This is a genomic window from Microbulbifer maximicatervae (SeqCode) (assembly GCF_052467225.1).
Window position 1 is genome coordinate 2,695,708 of the sequence record NZ_CP174303.1, and the last position, 17,490, is coordinate 2,713,197.

A 17,490-nucleotide genomic window follows, 5' to 3' on the forward strand; every position below is an offset into this window, starting at 1 on the left:
TTGCAAGCAAATTTTTAAGTATCTAAGCATAAGTTTATGTATCTCAGGTTCTTAAATTGGCGGAGGTTAGTCATGTGCTTTTTTATTGAGTTTTCCCTGTTTAATTAATGATAAAACTTCCAACAGTTCTGGTCGTGCGGAGATTTTCACCATCCGCACAATTCTGTTATAGGTGGATGATCTGATGGTGATATGAATATCCTCTCCAGTTAAAGGAATTTATATTTAATGTAAAAGGAAGGTTTATATTATGAATTATTCTTTTGTCTCTATATCTATAACTCCCCAATATATCTCTCTATTCCGGTGCCTGTTCGGTATCTGCTTTTTGGGTTCCCTATTGGTTGCTTGTGACTCGGATGACTCTGAAGATGTCTCAGGGACAGAGATTCCCTTAGTTACAGGTCCAAATAGCGATGCTTGTAAATTGTCTGAAAGTGAAATATATGCAACCGCTACGGGTTTGGAATATATTGTTACTCCCGATGCCTGTTTTGACTCCCTTTCAGGATATGAATTTGAGCCAAGTTATGTAGAAATTGACGGCTTAAATATGCATTACGTGGATGTTGGGCCTGATAATGGCGAAGTTATATTGTTACTACATGGCCAACCCAGCTGGTCCTATTTATACCGAAAAATGATCCCGATCCTTGCTGATGCCGGTTACCGAGTGATTGCACCAGATAATATTGGAATGGGAAGGTCAGACAAGCCGATCGACGTCACAGTTCATCAATATGAACAACATGTTGCTTGGACTAAGGCGTTTATTGATAAGTTAAATTTAACTGATATTAATCTATTTGTACAAGATTGGGGAAGTGTTATTGGTCTTCGTATTGCAGGTGATATGCCACAAGTTATCGGAAGGCTAGTTGTCGCGAATGGTGACCTTCCGGTGATTCCATTGGGGGGAAATCCTTATATATACCCGACTTTTGAGATTGATGAATCACTGGGTGATGCAGAAACATTCTTTACTTCAAAATCGACTGATAGGGTGGAGGGATTCCAACAATGGATTAACTATGCCTCTAGTGTACCGGAATTAATTGCTGGAGATGTGGTACAAACATTGACTATTAACCTGCTAAGTGATGAGGAAGTACTTGCGTATAACGCCCCCTACCCAAATATTGAGTATAAAGCGGCAATACGAGCATTTCCTGCGATGATGGTAGGCATTGAAATGCAGAATTTTTCTGCCTGGAAAACACTTGGAGCTTTTCACAACCCATTTATGTTTAATGCCGGTGAGTATGATATCAACTTGGGGAGTATTGAAACGCAACAGAAGTGGGTGGAGCATGTACCAGGTTCGGATGATGGTGATCATAGGCGCTTTGCTGCAGGCCACTTTATTCAAGACGATGTAGGCGAGGAATTGGCCATACACTTTTTAGATTTCTTGCGAAATACTACGGTTGAGGAACCATTGCAAGCTGGCGGTCCACTCTTTAATTTTCGCTATTGTGAGATATTACTGTCTTATCTAGACGGAGCTGAGGAGTCAACAGAGATTTGGGGTACCCCGGGTGTTAATTTTTGTCCCCAAAGTCAGTGGGATGCTATCAACTTCAACGATATAGAAATTGAGTATGGTGCGCTTTTTGCAATCCCTAATGGGCCGCGTTTTTTTGTGGTGGATGAAATTTTAGGTGGCGATATTGTCTCACCCAGTCCGGATGATGAATACCGTTTTTTTGGTGACTTAGAAATGCGCTTATTGACTACCATGAATTATAGTTCTGATCTCGGAGAGAGTGTTTCCTATATTCCTGGACAAGTACTAAGGAATAATACTTGGTTGTTTTATGAAGGTCGCCGTGTTTATGAGCTAACTGATATCAATGGGCAGGTGTATATTATGCAATCATTTAGTCGTATTGAGGTCTCTGATCTTCAGTTTGACGATTTAAAAGACCTGGGAAGTCGCCTCAATCTGCCAGAAGGCTGGACATTTAGAAGTCGCATTCTAAGTGAGCCATTAGAAGTCTCCGCCATCAATGGTATTGCTGAGGTTGTACAAGACGACTTAGGTAATAGCTACCAGTTAGTGCCGTAATATAAATGAAGTAACATTCATCGGTGTTATAAGGAATTACTGTTCTTTAAGAAGCCCATTTTTATTAAAGTGGGCTTCTTATGCATCGCCATACCCTTCAAGTGCATAGGTTAATGTAGGCTTAGGTGGTCTCTATGTCAAGTTGCTAGCGCTTGTTACTTGTGACTCTGCCAATTAAACGAGTTTCACGCTCTATCCCTGGGATTTATCTATAAATATCCTCGCTTCGCCGATATTCCGCATTTGAGGTGTTGAAACTCATTTTGTTACAGTGCCTACTATAAAATAGGAAATTGAAGTTTTCTTTATAGAAACCTTTTTAATGAGTTTTATGTTGCGGTCTTATAAGAATGATTAATGTAAAAAGAGCGGGTTTAGGTGTATTGGTAGTTTCATCGGTCCTAATGTGGTGCTCAGTTACTGATAACCAAACTGATGTGGCCGGTAGGGAAGCTATTGACAACTCGGCGCTACTCCATGATCTAGCGGATCAATATGCTGAAGCTTATTTAGAAAACTTCCAGCCGTACGCTTACTTCTCAGATATGGAGCTGGACAGGCACAACCTTTTTTTAAGTAACTCCCCCAGTAACGCTGCCTCTCTAGCGGCATCTGAGGACAGAATACTCAATAAATTGGCAGAGATAGATCTTAATGGTCTAAAAAGTGATCAAGAGAAGGTATTCTACTTCAAACTAAAAGAGCGATTAGAGTCCAATGTTGGCCTAAGGGTGTGTAAGACTGAACTCTGGTCTGTTGATCATATGTTTGGGCCTCATATCATTCTTGGCTTTTTGACCGAGGTTCAGCCGGTTGAAACAGCCCAAGAAAAGGCAGATGCGATTGAACGTTGGCTTGACGCGGCTCGTTACTATGAGCAAGAAATAGCCAATCTCCGCCGGGGGTTAGAGCAAGGTTACTCCGCACCTCAGAGTGTGGTTAAGCGAGTCATTCAGCAAGTTGATGGCTTGACCCAAGTACCTATCGATGAGCACCCGTTCTTGGGGTTAGCGAAGAAAGCTGGGGACCCTGAGTTTGAAGCTGCATTCAAGCAAGTGCTTTCAGATCACGTTATCCCCTCAATGGAGAATTACAAGAATTTTCTAGAGTCTGCCTATTTACCTGAAGCCAGAGCGGAGCTTGGTATCCATGCGATTCCTAATGGCCGTGAATGTTATATGGCTCAGTATCGTTCTTATACGACTTTGCAGAGAACACCTGAAGAAGTTTTTGAGTTGGGTTTAAGGGCTGTTAACTCAAACAAGAGCGAAGTGGTTCGCTTAGGCAAGGAGTTCTATCAAGTAGATTCCTATTCTGAGGCAGTGGCAAGGGCCAGTGAGGATAAAACTCAGAAATTTAATAGCGCTGATGAAATGCATCAGTTTTATGAGAGCCTGGTAGATAAGTCTAGAGATTTAACCGTTGACTTCTTCCATGAAATGCCTTTGATTGAAATGGAAGTAAAAGCTATCCCTGAGCATGAACAGGGCTCAGGTCGCAGCGCACACTATATTCCGGGCACTAAGGAGCGCAAGGCGAGATTTGGATATGATCCGACAACTTACAAGGATGAGTCTTACGCCTCTGCAGAGAAGGTTACTATCCACGAAGGGTACCCGGGCCATCATATGCAAATTGCTCTCGTACAAGAGCAAGAAAAGTTTCACAAAATAGAAGATGCTTTGTCTAACTCTGCTTTTGCTGAAGGTTGGGGTAGGTACTCTGAACATCTAGCGGAAGAAGCGGGAATGTATCAGTATGGGTCAACCAAGATCCTAAGGAGAGCATGGCCTGCGCGAGGTATGGTAGCGGACACCGCAATGCATGTACTCGGTTGGAGTGATGAAAAGGTTGCGGAGTTTTTGCAGGATTCTGGCGCTTCATTTGCAAAAGGCCCGAGGACTCTGATGGACCGAATGGCGGTTATGCCTGCGCAGCTTACCTCTTATGATTCTGGTGCCCTCGAGATTTTCGCCTTGCGAGAACTGATGCAAAATGAACTTGGTGAAGACTTCGATATTAAGGACTTCCATGAAATCATTCTGAGAAATGGCAATGTTCCTATGGCCGTACTAAGTGAGCAGGTAAGGGATTTCATTCAGGATAAGAAGCAAGGGTAGCTGCGTTTAAGTCTGATCTCGGGCTCGTGTTATTGCGAGCCTGAGCTACACAGTTGGGTGCCAATTAATTTTTGACTAAGTGTCAGCGCTATATAAGTTGGGTTCCCGAATTGGGCTATGTTTAATTTTTTTACTATAGTGGTTTTTTCCTTCCCAGTTACGATTTTAATCAGTCACCTAAAGTTATCTGATCTGATTAAGTACCAATTTGAGAGGTACCATGAAAAATGGCTTAGGGATGGAAGTCCGATGGCTTTGTTTTTCAAACCGAGGGGTTCTTCCTCGTATGCCTTTCATGCTGTATGTAACAGGTTGGCTCGAGGGGAGAGGCCGGATTGGATCTTTGGTGATCCTTATGCAGAAATACTCTTTGGGAAAGTGAATTTTTGGGATGAATTTTCTAAATATCACACAATTCTCTTCGCTATCTCTATATTTTTATTCCTCTGGTAGTTATTAAGGTGGTTATAAAGTGGGTAGTTAATTGTTCTCTTAAGAAGTTGCTGCTGCCTGAGTCAAAGTAACTACCCCAAATAAAGCTTCGTAATTATTAATATGAATGTTTTCAGGGGGCCTTACACTTACTAAATCCCCATTTGCCTGGAAGCCAGATCCCGCATAATTTCTTCAGATCCGCCACCAATCGCATTCACCCGCACTTCACGATAGATACGCTCAATACGGCTGCCGCGCATATAGCCTGCGCCGCCCAACACCTGCATAGCCTCCCGAGCGCAGAACTCAAGGGTTTCTGTGGCTTGGACTTTGAGTAGTGCGATATCCGCTACTTTGAGCTGATGTTGTTGCTCTGCCCAGGCACAGAGGTCCAGATAGGCTTGGGTGGCATTGATGCGTTGAAGCATCTGGGCAAATTTGTGTCGAATCACCTGGTGATTGGCGAGACGCTTTCCGAAAGTTTGGCGCTCCTGGGCCCACTCAATGGCATCCTGCAAGCAGACCCGGCTGAATTCTACACAGGAAGCGGCAATGCCCAGGCGCTCGCGATTGAAGTTGTGCACTATGGGTAAGAAACCTTGGTTCTCACCGCCAATTAGATTGCTCGCAGGGACGCGCACCTGCTCAAAAAAGATACTGGCCGTATCGGAGCACCACCAGCCCTGCTTTTTATCGAGCAGCTGCCGGCTAACGCCTTCGGCATCCGCAGGGATTAAGAGCAGGGAGATACCGCCGAAGCCTTCCTCGCCAGTGCGCACGGCAGTAGTAAACCAGTTAGCGCGCATACCGCCGGTGATATAGGTCTTTTCGCCGGTAACGATATAGTCACCCCCATCACGCTCTGCGCGGCACTGAAGATTGGCTACATCGGAGCCTGCGCCTGGCTCGGTAACAGCCAGGGAAATATGCTTTTCGCCACGTAATACCGAGGGAATAACCTGATCTTTTAGGGCCTCACTGCCATAGTGCAATAATGGGGGAAGGGCAATGCCGTGGACCATTAGGCTGGCGTAGAGGCCACCAGCGCCGGGGCGGGCTAACTCCTCTGCGGCAACAATCATATGGAAGACATCGGTTTCGATGCCGCCGTAGTTTTCCGGATAACTCATCTGCAGAAGGCCAACTTCTGCGGCTTTTTTCCAAAGCTCGGCGGGAAGCTGGCCGTCTTCGTCCCATTCAGTAATGTAGGGAGTAATCTCGCGGTCGACAAAGCGACGCAACTGGGTGCGCCATTCCTGATGGCCTTCGTCATAGAAGGGGCTTGCCATACGGGAGGCATCAATATCGTACATGCTGATCTCCTTTAGGAAGTAGCGTCGCTGGGGATTTTGGCGGTTTCCGTGGGAGCGGCTTCGATCTGAACTAACAGCTGGCCACCGCGTACCTGGTCTCCTTCACAGGCGCCCAGTTTAATTACGGTACCGTCGCGGTCTGCGCGCAGGGCGTGCTCCATTTTCATGGCTTCCATTAAGGCGATAGTGTCTCCCCGCTGAACTCTTTGATTGGGCTCAACCAATACCTGCACCAGGCAACCGTCCATAGGAGCCGTGATGCGGCCACTGCCTTCGTTAAGGCTCGATTTGGCGGGGGCGTGGGTGATATCGACAAAATGAAATTGCCTGCCGTCTAACAGGAGGTGCAGATTGCTTTGGTTGGCTAGAAACAGTCTCTTTTGGCTAACGCCATCCAGCAGAAGTTCAGCGCTATAAACTCCAGTTTCTTTTTGTGATTTCTCAAAATGGACCCACTGAATCAGGAACTGCTGGTCGCCTACTGAGATTTGATAAGAATTATCTACTAACGCCAGCAGCTCACAGTTTAGGGTTTGTCCTGCAATTTCCAGTCGGTAGTTGATCGGCACGCTGTTGTCGCCACTGCGCCAGTCACTGCGGCCGCTACGCTGATCCTGAGGGTTGGCTTGGTGCAAGTGATTAAGTAATGTGGCTTGGGCTGCAATTACTGCTGGAACTGGTTCTGCAGATGTCAGCGTGCTGTTTTGGTCGAGAAAACTGGTATCGGCATCGCCAGCGATAAACTGTGATTCGGCCAGGATCTTCTGCAGGAAATGGATATTGTTTTTGGGGCCGATAAATTCCAGCCGGGTCAGGGCCTGAGTTAGCTTGCGCCGAGCTTCTTCTCGATCCTGCCCCCAAGCAATTAATTTGCCGAGCATGGGGTCGTAAAATGGCGTAATTTCGCAACCACTTTTCAAGGCGTGGTCGATACGGATTCCTTGCCCCTTTGGCGCCTTCCAGTGGAGTACTTTTCCGGCCTGGGGTAGGAATTGTTGTTCCGGGTCTTCGGCATACAGGCGGACTTCCATGGCGTGGCCATGCTGGGTGACTTGCTGCTGGGAAACGCATAGAGCTTCGCCGCGTGCTACTGCCAGTTGCCAGGCTACCAGGTCAAAACCGGTTACCATTTCTGTTACCGGGTGCTCGACTTGCAAGCGGGTGTTCATTTCCAGGAAATAGAATTCGCCGTTGGGGCAGAGTAAAAACTCTACGGTGCCCGCGCCTAGATAACCGCAGGCTCGCGCGGCGTCGACTGCGGCTTGCCCCATTCTTTCCCGCAGCTGGGTGTCGACCGCTGGGGAAGGGCACTCTTCGACCACTTTTTGATGGCGTCGTTGTACGGAGCAATCCCGCTCCCCCAGGTGAATACAGTTGCCATGACGATCCGCAAATACCTGGATTTCGATATGGCGAGCGTTGACCAGTGCCTTTTCCAGAATCAACTCGTCGCTACCGAATGCACTCATGGATTCACTGCGGGCGGCGCGCAACTGGGAGGCCAGCTCGTTGTTTTCGTGAGCCAGGCGCATGCCGCGTCCACCACCGCCTGCGGCGGCTTTGATCATTAACGGGAATCCAATGCGCCTCGCCTCGGTGATCAGGGTGTCGTCGTCCTGGGCACCCTGGAAGCCGGGAATACAGGGTACGCCGGCAGCGGCAACAAACTCCTTGGCTTTGCGTTTGTTGCCCATCAATTCTATGACTTCGGCACTCGGGCCAACAAAACTCAGTCCATTCTCTTCGCAAGCGCTGGCAAATTCCGCATTCTCAGCGAGAAAGCCGTAGCCAGGGTGGACGGCAGTGGCTCCGGATTTTTTAGCTGCGGCGAGAATTTTTTGGATATCCAGATAGGACTCCGCCGAAGTCTGCCCGCCAATGGCTACGGCGATATCGGCAGTCTGTGCGTGAAGTGCATCGCAGTCCGCATCGCTGTAGACGGCGACTGTGCGATAGCCTTCCGCCCGGGCAGTTCGCATAATTCGCAGTGCGATCTCGCCTCGATTGGCGATTAACAGGGTCTCTGTTGTCGACATCAGTGCTGCCACTCCGGTGATCGTTTTTCCAGAAATGCACGGGCGCCTTCGCGCCCTTCATGGCCTTGAATTGCACGGGAAAACTGCTGCGCAGCGCCGTCGAGCAGTTGGCCGAGGGCAGTCTCATCGCTTACCCGTGCAGCATCCAGCAAGATCTGCTTGGTCGTTGCCAGGGCGCCGGGAGCGCAGGCATTGATAGCGCCCAGGTGTTCCTGCAGCGCGCCTTCGAGGGCTTCGGAATTATCGAGCAGCTGGTGGATTAACCCAATTTCCAAAGCCTGCTGAGCATTGACTTTTGCTCCGCTCAGGGCCAGGCGCCGGGCCTGGGAGAGGCCGACCCGTGCCACGACAAAGGGAGCAATTTGTGCAGGCGGTAAACCCAGGCGGGTTTCCGGAAGGGCGAAGCGGCAACTGCGATCGGCAATGGCAATATCGGCACTGCAAGCGAGCCCGAAACCACCGCCCATTACGGCACCTTCCAGTACGGCAATGACTATTAAAGGGGTGCGATTAAATCGCTCCATCAATTCACCGAAACGACGGTTTAGGTGAAAAAACATATCACTATTTCCATCGCTCGCGCCCTGCTGAGCATTGAGCATATCGGCAATATCGCCACCGGCGCAGAAGTTGTGTTCTGCACCCCGCAGTACCAACGCTCGCACCTGCGGATCTTCTTCCGCTTCTGCGAGTTTTTGCAGAAGCTCATCTACCATTTGCAAACTGATGGCGTTGCGCTGTTGCGGGCGATTTAGCGTGAGATGGCGGGCGATGCCGATGGTTTCATCAATAATTGTCTCCATGGCCTGACCTCACGCGGTGGGTTTGCGTTTGCTGGGCAGTATGCCCATCAGCTTACAGATAATGCCGAGCATTACTTCATCTGCACCGCCGCCGATAGCGGTGAGACGGCTATCCCGGTAAGCGCGGTTGATGACAGTCTCCTCGATATAGCCCATGCCACCCCAGAACTGCAGGCACTGATCGGGAATAGAGCGGGACAGGCGACCAGCCTTGAGCTTGGCCATTGAAGCAAGGGTAGTGACATCTTCACCGGCTACATAAGCTTCCACCGCGCGCCAGGTTAGAGAGCGCAGGCATTCCACTTCGGTCTGCATTTCTGCGAGGGCAAAGTGGATAGTTTGATTGTCGATCAATGGCGCTTTAAAGGCATGGCGTTCGCGCACATAGTCGATGGTGCTGGTTACACAGTGCTCCAGGCCTTTTAAGTTCAGCGCGGCGCCGGCGAGGCGTTCTTCCTGGAACTGAAGCATCTGCAATAGGAATCCGGCACCTTCATCGCCGATACGGAAATGTTTGGGCACCCGTACATTGTCAAAAAAGATGGGAGCGGTTTCCGATGAGCGCATGCCTAATTTGTCGAGTTTTTCGCCGATGCGTACACCAGGCGTTTTCGCCGGAATAATGACCAGGGATTTGTTGCTATGGGCTTTGCCCTCACTGGTATTGACCAGGGTGCAGAAAAAATCGGCGCAGGGGGCGTTGGTGATCCACATCTTGCTGCCGTTAATCACATAGTCGTCGCCATCGCTCTTGGCGGTGGTCTTAATCGAAGCAACATCGGAACCGGCGCCGGGTTCGGAAACGGCAATTGCACCGATCATCTCGCCACTCACAGCGGGAATCAGGAACTGCTCTTTCAAATCCTGGCTGCCAAAATTAGCCAGAGCCGGGGTGCACATGGAGGTTTGCACTGAAATTGACAGGGGTACACCGCCACAGTGAGCGCTGCCCAGCTCTTCCAGGAAAACGGTTTCGTAACTGAAGTCGAGGCCCAGACCACCGAAGTCCGTGGACTTGCTGATGCCCAGCAGGCCCAGGTTGGCCAGTTGTTGGAAAATTTCGTGGATAGGAAAGCGGCCGGCCTTTTCCCATTCCGCCACATTGGGATTGATTTCCTGCTGTACAAAGTTTTGTACAGTGCGCTGCAGTTCCCGGTGTTGATCGCTAAATATCATTATTGTTTTCCCTGCCTTGAAGTGTGAACCCGGTGATTGTGTTAATGGGCAACCGCACTTCCTTGTTGCCCCGGTTTTTCGTTAGAACCTAGCTACGCCAAAGGTATTTTTATTGAGTTTTCTCTGCTCGGCCTCATTGCAAATTTCTAGCAACATGCCTAAAAGATTGCGTGTATCGCGGGGATCGATAATGCCGTCATCCCAGAGGCGTGCACTGCAGGCGAGAGCATCGGAATTGCCATGCATAAATGCGCTGGTGTCATTTTCCAATTTGTCCAATACAGTCTCATCCACATTGCCACTGCGTTGCATTTTTTGTTGTGTGACGATGCGCATTACCTTGCCGGCCTGGGCTGCGCCCATAACTGCGGTGCGGGAATTGGGCCAGGCAAAAATAAAGCGGGGATCGAATCCGCGACCGCACATGGCGTAGTTGCCGGCCCCATAGGAACCGCCCACGACAATACTGAGTTTTGGTACGCTAGCATTGGCCACGGCCTGAATCATTTTGGCCCCGTGCTTGATAATGCCGTTGCGCTCCACCTCGGTACCCACCATAAAGCCGGTGGTGTTATGTAAAAACAGCAGTGGCGTGCCACTCTGCTCGCACAACTGAATAAACTGCGCGGCCTTGTTAGCCCCCTTGGGGGTGATCGGGCCATTATTCCCAATAATTCCCACAGGGAAGCCTTCGATACGAATATGACCACATACGGTTTGTCGATCGAATTCCGGCTTGAAATCCAACATGGCAGAGCCGTCGGCTAGACGAGCGAGAATTTCGCGCACGTCGTAGGGCTTTTTACTATCTGCTGGAATCAGACCGAGCAGGTCGTCGATAGGGTGCAATGGGTCTCGGTAGTCTTTTTGTACTGAGCTTTTAATGGGGGAGGGTAGGGCGGCAATAATTTCCCTTGCTATGCGGATACCATCGGCGTCGTTCTCAGCTAAGTAATCGCCACTGCCGGATTCGGTACAGTGCATTTCCGCTCCGCCGAGGCTTTCCGCATCGGCAATTTCACCGGTGGCTGCTTTCAGTAGCGGCGGCCCAGCCAGATACATACCGGTTTGCCCGCGTACCATGACCACATAATCTGACAGGCCTGGTTGGTAAGCACCGCCAGCAGTAGCGCCGCCATGTACCACGGTTACTTGCGGAATACCGGCAGCGGACATTCGAGCCTGGTTAGCAAATCCGCGTCCACCGGGAGCGAAAGTGTCGCTGGCATACATCAGGTTGGCACCACCACTTTGTGCCAGGGCGACAATCGGCAAATGATTCTCCAGAGCGATCCTCTGCATTCGCAGGGCTTTATCCATCCCGGCTGGTGAGATGGTGCCACCTTTTACGGCATAGTTATCCACCCGAACCATGCAACGTTGTCCGCTGACCTGGCCAATGCCACAAATGGCTCCGCCACCCGCACCGGTACCATCCTGGTCGTCAAAAAGTTTATAGCCGGCAAGGGAGCACAACTCTACAAAAGGCGCGCCGGGGTCGAGCAATAAATTAAGGCGCTCCCTTGGCAGCAGCCAGCCCCTGTCACGATAGCGCGCAGCCTTACTTTTCTCTGCCTGTACCGGACGTTGCTCAGCTTCACGAAAATGGCTGATCTGCTCCAGCATGGCAGCTTGGTTGTCATTGAACTCTGCCGAGCGGTTGTCGAGCTGGGAATCAATCGGCTGCATTAGAGCTTGCCCTCCGCTTCCAATTCTTCCACTACCTGCGGCCGGCGTTTGCGATGGAATCCGTTGAAGCGCTTAGAGTTACAGGCCGCCTGTGGCTGCCAAAGGGGAGAGTGATGTTTGAGACTCGAGCCACCATCGATACGCAGCGTTTGTCCGGTGATATAGCTGGCGGCATCGGAAAGCAGGAAGCACACGGCCCCACTAATTTCCGCTTCCTCTCCCAATCGATAGAGGGGAATACTGTCTCGGAAGCCCGGTAATAGCTCGCGCAGGAATTTGGGGTCGTAAGTATCAAAGCCGCTGGAGAGAATATAGCCTGGCGCTACAGCATTAACTCGAACCCCAAAAGGTGCCCACTCTAAGGCGGAGGTTTCGGTAATATTTTCCATGCCTGCTCGAGCGGCACCGGAATGGCCCATCATTGGCATACCGCCGGCGTTATCTGCGGTGATATTTACGATACTGCCGCCGTGCTGTTTCATAGATTGAACAAAAACTTCTCGGGACATTAAAAAGCCACCGAGCAGGTTACTGCGTACAACAGCATCGAACCCTTTTGTGTTGATCTGCTCAAGGGGTGAGGGGAACTGGCCACCGGCATTGTTCACTAATCCGTGAACTTGGCCCCGGGCCTGGACTATTTGCCCCACTGTCTCCTGCACTCCTTCTTCATCGCGGATGTCCAGGCTGAATAAGCTGCACTCGCCAGCATCGTTGTGGATCTCGCCGGCAACCCTTTCCAGCTTGTCCAGTTTGCGCCCGATCAATACTACATGGGCGCCGAGGCTGGCCAATTCGTGGGCAATGCAGCGTCCAATACCGCTGCCGCCACCGGTGACGATATAGGTTTGCTCGCTAAAGCTGCCGGAGCGCAGCTGGCTTTGATAGCGCATGAAAGTTTCCTTTTTTACGGCCTTACGGCTTATTCAGTTTTTATTGTTCTTGTCGGCGCTTGCGCCTGCGTGTGGGAAAACGCAGAATGGCTTAACGCTACCAAGCAAGCGCTTGGTATTCAATGCTTGGCGCCTATTTGATTAAAAATTCTCAGGGCCGTTAAGATGTTTGACTCAAATTGACCAATATGGGGAGTGGTTCGTGATTGAAAGTGGGCAGGATTTTGTGAGAGTTCCCGAAGAGTTATCGCCGCAGCAGCTGGTAGGTGCTTTGGTGGCAGAGGGAGTGCTAACAGATCCTGAATCTGCCCGTGGACGTTTGCTGAATGCTGCAGCGCGGTTGTTTGAGCAAAAAGGGTTCGCCCGGACAACAGTGCGGGATCTCGCTGCTGAAGTGGGTATTTTGTCTGGCAGTATTTTTCATCATTTCTCCAGTAAGGAGCAGATTCTCTGTGAAGTAATGCGGGAGGTGACGATATTTGCTGGTGCGCGAATGCGAACCGCGGCGGAACAGAGTCGAACACCGCAAGAGAGGCTTCAGGCCTGTATTCAGTGTGAATTAGAGGCTATTCATGGGTTGGCAGTACCGGGCTTTTCTATCCTGGTGGTGGAATGGAGAAGCCTATCCGAAGAGAGTCAGCAGGAGGTTTTACGCCTAAGGGAGGAGTATGAGCAGATATGGCTGGATGCTATTGAGGCCGCCGACTGCCCTGGTGGTGATCCCGCTCTGGTAAGGCGTTTGCTGGTTGGTGCCTTGAGTCACACATACAGTTGGTATAAGCCGAGAGATAAGGGGTTGTCTATTCCAGATCTGGCGGCGCGTGTTCTAGCAATATTCACTCCCTGATTTCTTCCTAAATTGGCAAAGCGTGCCAGAAAAACTGTGAACTTTGCCTTCTTTCCTGCCATTTTTGTTTTTGAACTGGCTTGGTGAGAACTGGTGCGCAACTGATTTTCTCTGAATCTTTTACTCTCCGCGCAAGATGTAATAAATGTGACAATTTGCGTCACTTGGTGACAGGAGAGGGAGATGGCGGGCCAGGATTTGTACCAGGTGGTTTCCACGGGAAGGACGCTTCACGCCAAAGAACCGGGTCCGGTTATCCGGGATGTGGCGAAGTTGTTCTCTATCTCGGAGCCCCAGGCGCGCAGGCTGCTACTAAAAGGCTGGGTAATTAAAGATCGGTTGGTTTCTGACCAGGCGCTGGAGTTTTGCACCAGTCTGCAGAAAATTGGCCTGCGAGTGGAGGTTTGTCCGGCGGGACGATTTGATAACCGCGAGCTGATTGCAAAGATAAAAGTCGCCCAGCGGCGCAAGGCCCAGGTCAATGCTGCATCGGTGGATGCGCCGGATAAGTCGCGCGCTGGTACTGACCCTTTTGTTCCTGTTAGCCAGAAAACTCTCGAAGCAGACGAGCCCCAGAAAGTCGTTTCATCCACTCCTGCCGCAGGCAATCCAGTAATAAAGCCGGAAGGCTCCCGGGATTCGGTTGAGAGGTATTTATCTGATGCAGGCCGATTACAGGCTGACAGTGTCACGAGTCAGGGAAAGGCAGTTTGGGGAGTGGTCAAAGCAGTAATCGTGCCTTCAATATTCTGGTTGGTACTGTTCGCTTGTGTTTTCTCCAGTGGATATGCTCTATGGCAAATCCCTATGGCTGTTTGGCAGGGAGAACTTACTTGGGTGGGGGTGTCGCTGAGTATTTTAACCGTACTTCTCGCCCTGCTTGTTGGTCTGCTGTTTGTCTGGCCATTTTTCTGCTTATCCTCCCGTTTGCGAGATTCATCGGAGCCCCGTCAGCTGTTGCCCTCTGAAGGTAAGGAGGCCTTGAAGTTAATTAATTCATTGGTCGATAAGCTAGGGCTGCCAAAGATCAGCCAGGTCTTTGTAAGTGCAGACTCCCATATTCTGTCCCAGCCGGGATTTTTCCAGGTTTTTAGGCAGAATTTACCACTTACGGTAGGGCTTGCCAGCGTCGCCTCATTGAACGGAAAGGAGGTCCTGGCACTCGTGGGCCGGGGGCTCGCCTTTTATCGCGGCCGTTTGCTCGGCGCACTTGGTTGGTTGACTTACGGCACCGTGCAGCGATTGGAACTGATGCAGTGGGCTTTTGAAAATGAGCGCAGTGTTGTTAGCCCGGATAATGCTCCGGGAGCATTGGCCGCGCCATTTCACCGTATGCTAGTGACAGGTGGATATATTTTGCTCCCTATCTTGCAGCGCCTGGAGGCACTGCATTGCCGCTTAACCGCAGGCAGTGCCGTAATGCTACAGGAGAGGGCTGACGGTATTGCGGCACAGATAATAGGTAGTGATGCGTTGGCAGACTTCGCCAGAAAGTGGCACCGGTTAGTGCACGCAGATCTCTTGGTGACAGAAATTAATCGTGAAGCCCAGGCGCTGGGACGCAGTTGTGCAAATATTCCCGATGCCGTTCGCTGGATGCAGGAGAACCTGGATGTTGATACCTGCGATGTGGTTGAGGCTGCTATGACGCAGGCCAGGGACCCCTGGGATATTCAGCAGGCGATCGACAGTGAATGTGTAGCGGTGTTGATTGAGCGGGAATTTGTGGGGCAGGTTAGATCTGCGATACCCCTGCAATCCATGTTTGTGGACTTTGCCGGGCTGGCAACCGCTGTGACCTCTGAAGTTGCTGGCAAAGACTGTGAGATGATCGAAAACCGACTTTTACTGAGTTCAAGTAAGGAGTCAGAGGAGTCTGCTGAGGTACTGGACGAGTATTTCAATCGCCTGGCACCCTTGGCCCTGATGCCTCTGCGCAGGCCATCCTCTGCGGAAATGCAGGCGCTGGATCTGCAGGGCACTATCGATTGGCTGCGCAGTAAACTGGTGGAGTTGCGTGATTTGCGTGGACGCCGGGAGGACTTGCAGATCAGGGTTTTTACAATGCAGCTGGGAGCGGCGCTGATACGCGGCAAAATCCCTTTTACCGCTGAAGACTTTTGCTTGAAGGGGGCCAGCCTTGCAGGAGCTCAAGAGCAGATCGCTGTTAAGCGCGCTGAACTGGAGGAGTCACACAAGCAATTACAGCAGATTTATGGTGTTTTCTATCAGCGCCTGTGTCTATCCCTGGTAACTATGCCCACGGATCAGCGTCAGACAGCCAGGAATCAGCTGCGCCATTTGGCCGCCTACGATAGCTTGGCACCGCATCTGGATCGGCTCGCCGGTTATAGCCACTCGCTGGCAATATTTGCCCAGCACCTATCACCAGAATTGAATGAAAGGGAGCTGCTGCAAAAATATACAGCGCTGTCTTTGCGAGAGATAGATGCCATAGTAGCGGCAGTGGAAAGTTCGGCTCTATTAAAAGAGCAAGGGGTGGCTGCGGCAATAAATTTGAAAGCTCAGGAGGAGCCTTTCAGGCAGCTGCCACAAGGGAGACAGGAAGTGCTGGATTCTCTGCAGGTTATGGAATCGCGTTGCAAACACATTCGCGCTGCGATTCTGGAGCACTATCATATCCAGCTAGCCGCCTTGCTGAGTCAGTGTTTGGAGCGGGAAAAGCAGTTGCAGTTAAAGCCACTGCGACTGCTTAAAGCCGGCTAACCGCCGGCCAGCTTTACCGTGTGGTTGCGAGATTCAAGGAATGTTTTGATCTCAGTACGCTTGTCACCCTGAATCTCAATCACCCCATCTTTGAGGGCGCCACCGCAGCCACAGCGCTTCTTGAGCTCTGCCAGGAGCAGCTTGAGTTCGCTGTCAGTGCCTGGCAGCCCGCGCACGCAAGTCACCCCTTTTCCTTTGCGGCCCTTGGTTTCCCTTTGGATTCGAACTATGCCATCTCCATCATGGCGCTTCTCTGTCCTGGATTCCTCTTTAATTCGACCGAGGTCAGTTGAATAGACGAGACGATTCTCCTTAGCCATGGCTGGGAATACTCCGTTGGTATTTGCTGAAAATGCCGGGAATTGTGCCCGAGGTGCGCAGGATGTCAAAGCCGCTGTAAACGATGTTGAAAATGGGGCGACCCCTGAAGCCTGAGAGGTTAGAATTTTGCCGCAATATGAAACAGCAGCGTAGTTGAGGTGATAGATGGCGTTGACGGGACGTCGCAAACTGCTCAATGAGGTAATTTTCGGAACCGAGACCCGGGCAGGGCGGAATTTTGATGTTTTTTTGATCTGGGCGATCCTGATCAGCGTGGGTTTGGTGCTCCTGACCTCCATAGGTACGGTGCGCGACCGCTATGAGCACTTACTCATCGGCCTGGAATGGGTATTTACTGGCCTCTTCACCATTGAGTATATCGCCCGGATATATTGCACGGTGAATCGCCGCAAATATATTTTCAGTTTCTATGGGATTGTGGATCTGCTCGCAATTCTCCCCAGTTACTTGGCGCTTCTCTATACTGGCGCCACCTATCTTTTGGTGATTCGCCTGTTGCGGGTGCTGCGGATCTTCCGAATCCTGAAGCTGGTTCGCTACTTACGTGATGCCAACGTCTTGTTGCGAGCCCTCGGGCTGGCCCGGCGCAAAATCCTGGTGTTTTACTCCAGTGTTTTGGTTATGTGCATTATTTTTGGTTCCCTGATGTTTGTGGTGGAGGGGCCAGGCCACGGATTTACCAGTATTCCCACGAGTGTTTATTGGGCCATTGTGACCATCACAACCGTTGGTTATGGCGATATCTCTCCGCAAACGCCTTTGGGGCAGGGCATTGCTGCAATGACCATGCTGATTGGTTACTCAATTATTGCAGTGCCTACCGGCATTCTAACGGCGGAATTGGCTGGAGAAATGCATCGGGAGCGAGTGCAACAGCGCTGTGATAACTGCAGCCGTAGTGCCCATGACCCAGATGCGGAATACTGCAAATTCTGTGGCCATCGCCTGGAGGATATGGAAGAGAGCGAAGCGCTGTAAGTTATTCGCACTTTGTCACTGCCGGCCAACACAGGGCCGGCAGCCATTTATCAGCTTATGGTT

At 50.7% G+C, this 17,490-nt stretch carries 12 protein-coding genes; 5 read left to right on the forward strand and 7 right to left on the reverse strand.

Going from position 1 to position 17,490, the window contains the following annotated elements; all coding sequences use genetic code 11:
- Nucleotides 1–250 precede the first annotated feature (250 nt).
- Both ACJJIZ_RS11885 and ACJJIZ_RS11890 read left to right on the forward strand, forming a co-directional pair.
- Nucleotides 251–2,068 carry a haloalkane dehalogenase gene (locus ACJJIZ_RS11885; RefSeq protein WP_444913523.1) on the forward strand — a complete coding sequence of 606 codons (1,818 nt, stop codon included), beginning with the start codon at nucleotides 251–253 and terminating at the stop codon, nucleotides 2,066–2,068.
- A gap of 350 nt (nucleotides 2,069–2,418) precedes the next feature.
- The gene (locus ACJJIZ_RS11890) at nucleotides 2,419–4,188 is read left to right on the forward strand and encodes a DUF885 domain-containing protein (protein ID WP_444913524.1); all 1,770 of its coding nucleotides are present in this window, start codon (nucleotides 2,419–2,421) and stop codon (nucleotides 4,186–4,188) included.
- Nucleotides 4,189–4,772: 584 nt separating this feature from the next.
- Here ACJJIZ_RS11890 and ACJJIZ_RS11895 read toward each other — a convergent pair.
- The 6 genes from ACJJIZ_RS11895 to ACJJIZ_RS11920 all read right to left on the reverse strand — a co-directional run bounded on the left by ACJJIZ_RS11895 (nucleotide 4,773) and on the right by ACJJIZ_RS11920 (nucleotide 12,533).
- Entirely contained in the window at nucleotides 4,773–5,936 is a 1,164-nt protein-coding gene (locus tag ACJJIZ_RS11895; protein ID WP_444913525.1) for an acyl-CoA dehydrogenase family protein, read from the reverse strand.
- 11 nt (nucleotides 5,937–5,947) lie between these two features.
- Nucleotides 5,948–7,972: an acetyl/propionyl/methylcrotonyl-CoA carboxylase subunit alpha gene (locus ACJJIZ_RS11900; RefSeq protein WP_444913526.1), complete on the reverse strand. Its 2,025-nt coding sequence runs from the start codon at nucleotides 7,970–7,972 to the stop codon at nucleotides 5,948–5,950.
- Entirely contained in the window at nucleotides 7,972–8,775 is an 804-nt protein-coding gene (locus ACJJIZ_RS11905; protein WP_444913527.1) for an enoyl-CoA hydratase/isomerase family protein, read from the reverse strand. Before ACJJIZ_RS11905 ends, ACJJIZ_RS11900 begins: the two co-directional genes overlap by 1 nt.
- Nucleotides 8,776–8,784: 9 nt before the next feature.
- Nucleotides 8,785–9,951 (reverse strand): acyl-CoA dehydrogenase family protein, encoded by a 1,167-nt coding sequence (locus ACJJIZ_RS11910; RefSeq protein WP_413665474.1) that lies wholly within the window; start codon nucleotides 9,949–9,951, stop codon nucleotides 8,785–8,787.
- An 81-nt stretch (nucleotides 9,952–10,032) separates the two neighbouring features.
- On the reverse strand, nucleotides 10,033–11,640 hold the full coding sequence (locus tag ACJJIZ_RS11915) for an acyl-CoA carboxylase subunit beta (RefSeq protein WP_444913528.1): 1,608 nt from the start codon (nucleotides 11,638–11,640) through the stop codon (nucleotides 10,033–10,035).
- A complete protein-coding gene (locus ACJJIZ_RS11920; protein ID WP_444913529.1) occupies nucleotides 11,640–12,533 on the reverse strand; it encodes an SDR family oxidoreductase in 894 nt (297 codons plus the stop codon). The genes ACJJIZ_RS11915 and ACJJIZ_RS11920 overlap by 1 nt, the downstream gene beginning before the upstream one ends.
- Nucleotides 12,534–12,735: 202 nt before the next feature.
- Between ACJJIZ_RS11920 and ACJJIZ_RS11925 the strand changes: the two genes are divergently transcribed.
- Both ACJJIZ_RS11925 and ACJJIZ_RS11930 read left to right on the forward strand, forming a co-directional pair.
- Nucleotides 12,736–13,380: a TetR/AcrR family transcriptional regulator gene (locus tag ACJJIZ_RS11925; protein WP_444913530.1), complete on the forward strand. Its 645-nt coding sequence runs from the start codon at nucleotides 12,736–12,738 to the stop codon at nucleotides 13,378–13,380.
- 183 nt (nucleotides 13,381–13,563) lie between these two features.
- The gene (locus tag ACJJIZ_RS11930; RefSeq protein ID WP_444913531.1) at nucleotides 13,564–16,107 is read left to right on the forward strand and encodes a hypothetical protein; all 2,544 of its coding nucleotides are present in this window, start codon (nucleotides 13,564–13,566) and stop codon (nucleotides 16,105–16,107) included.
- Here the strand turns inward: ACJJIZ_RS11930 and yciH are convergent.
- Nucleotides 16,104–16,427 (reverse strand): stress response translation initiation inhibitor YciH, encoded by a 324-nt coding sequence (gene yciH, locus ACJJIZ_RS11935; protein ID WP_444912837.1) that lies wholly within the window; start codon nucleotides 16,425–16,427, stop codon nucleotides 16,104–16,106. The two genes, ACJJIZ_RS11930 and yciH, sit on opposite strands and share 4 nt — an antisense overlap.
- Nucleotides 16,428–16,593: 166 nt before the next feature.
- On the opposite strand from yciH, the gene ACJJIZ_RS11940 reads away from it, so the two are divergent.
- Nucleotides 16,594–17,427 (forward strand): ion transporter, encoded by an 834-nt coding sequence (locus tag ACJJIZ_RS11940; RefSeq protein WP_413665480.1) that lies wholly within the window; start codon nucleotides 16,594–16,596, stop codon nucleotides 17,425–17,427.
- The last annotated feature ends 63 nt before the right edge of the window (nucleotides 17,428–17,490 follow it).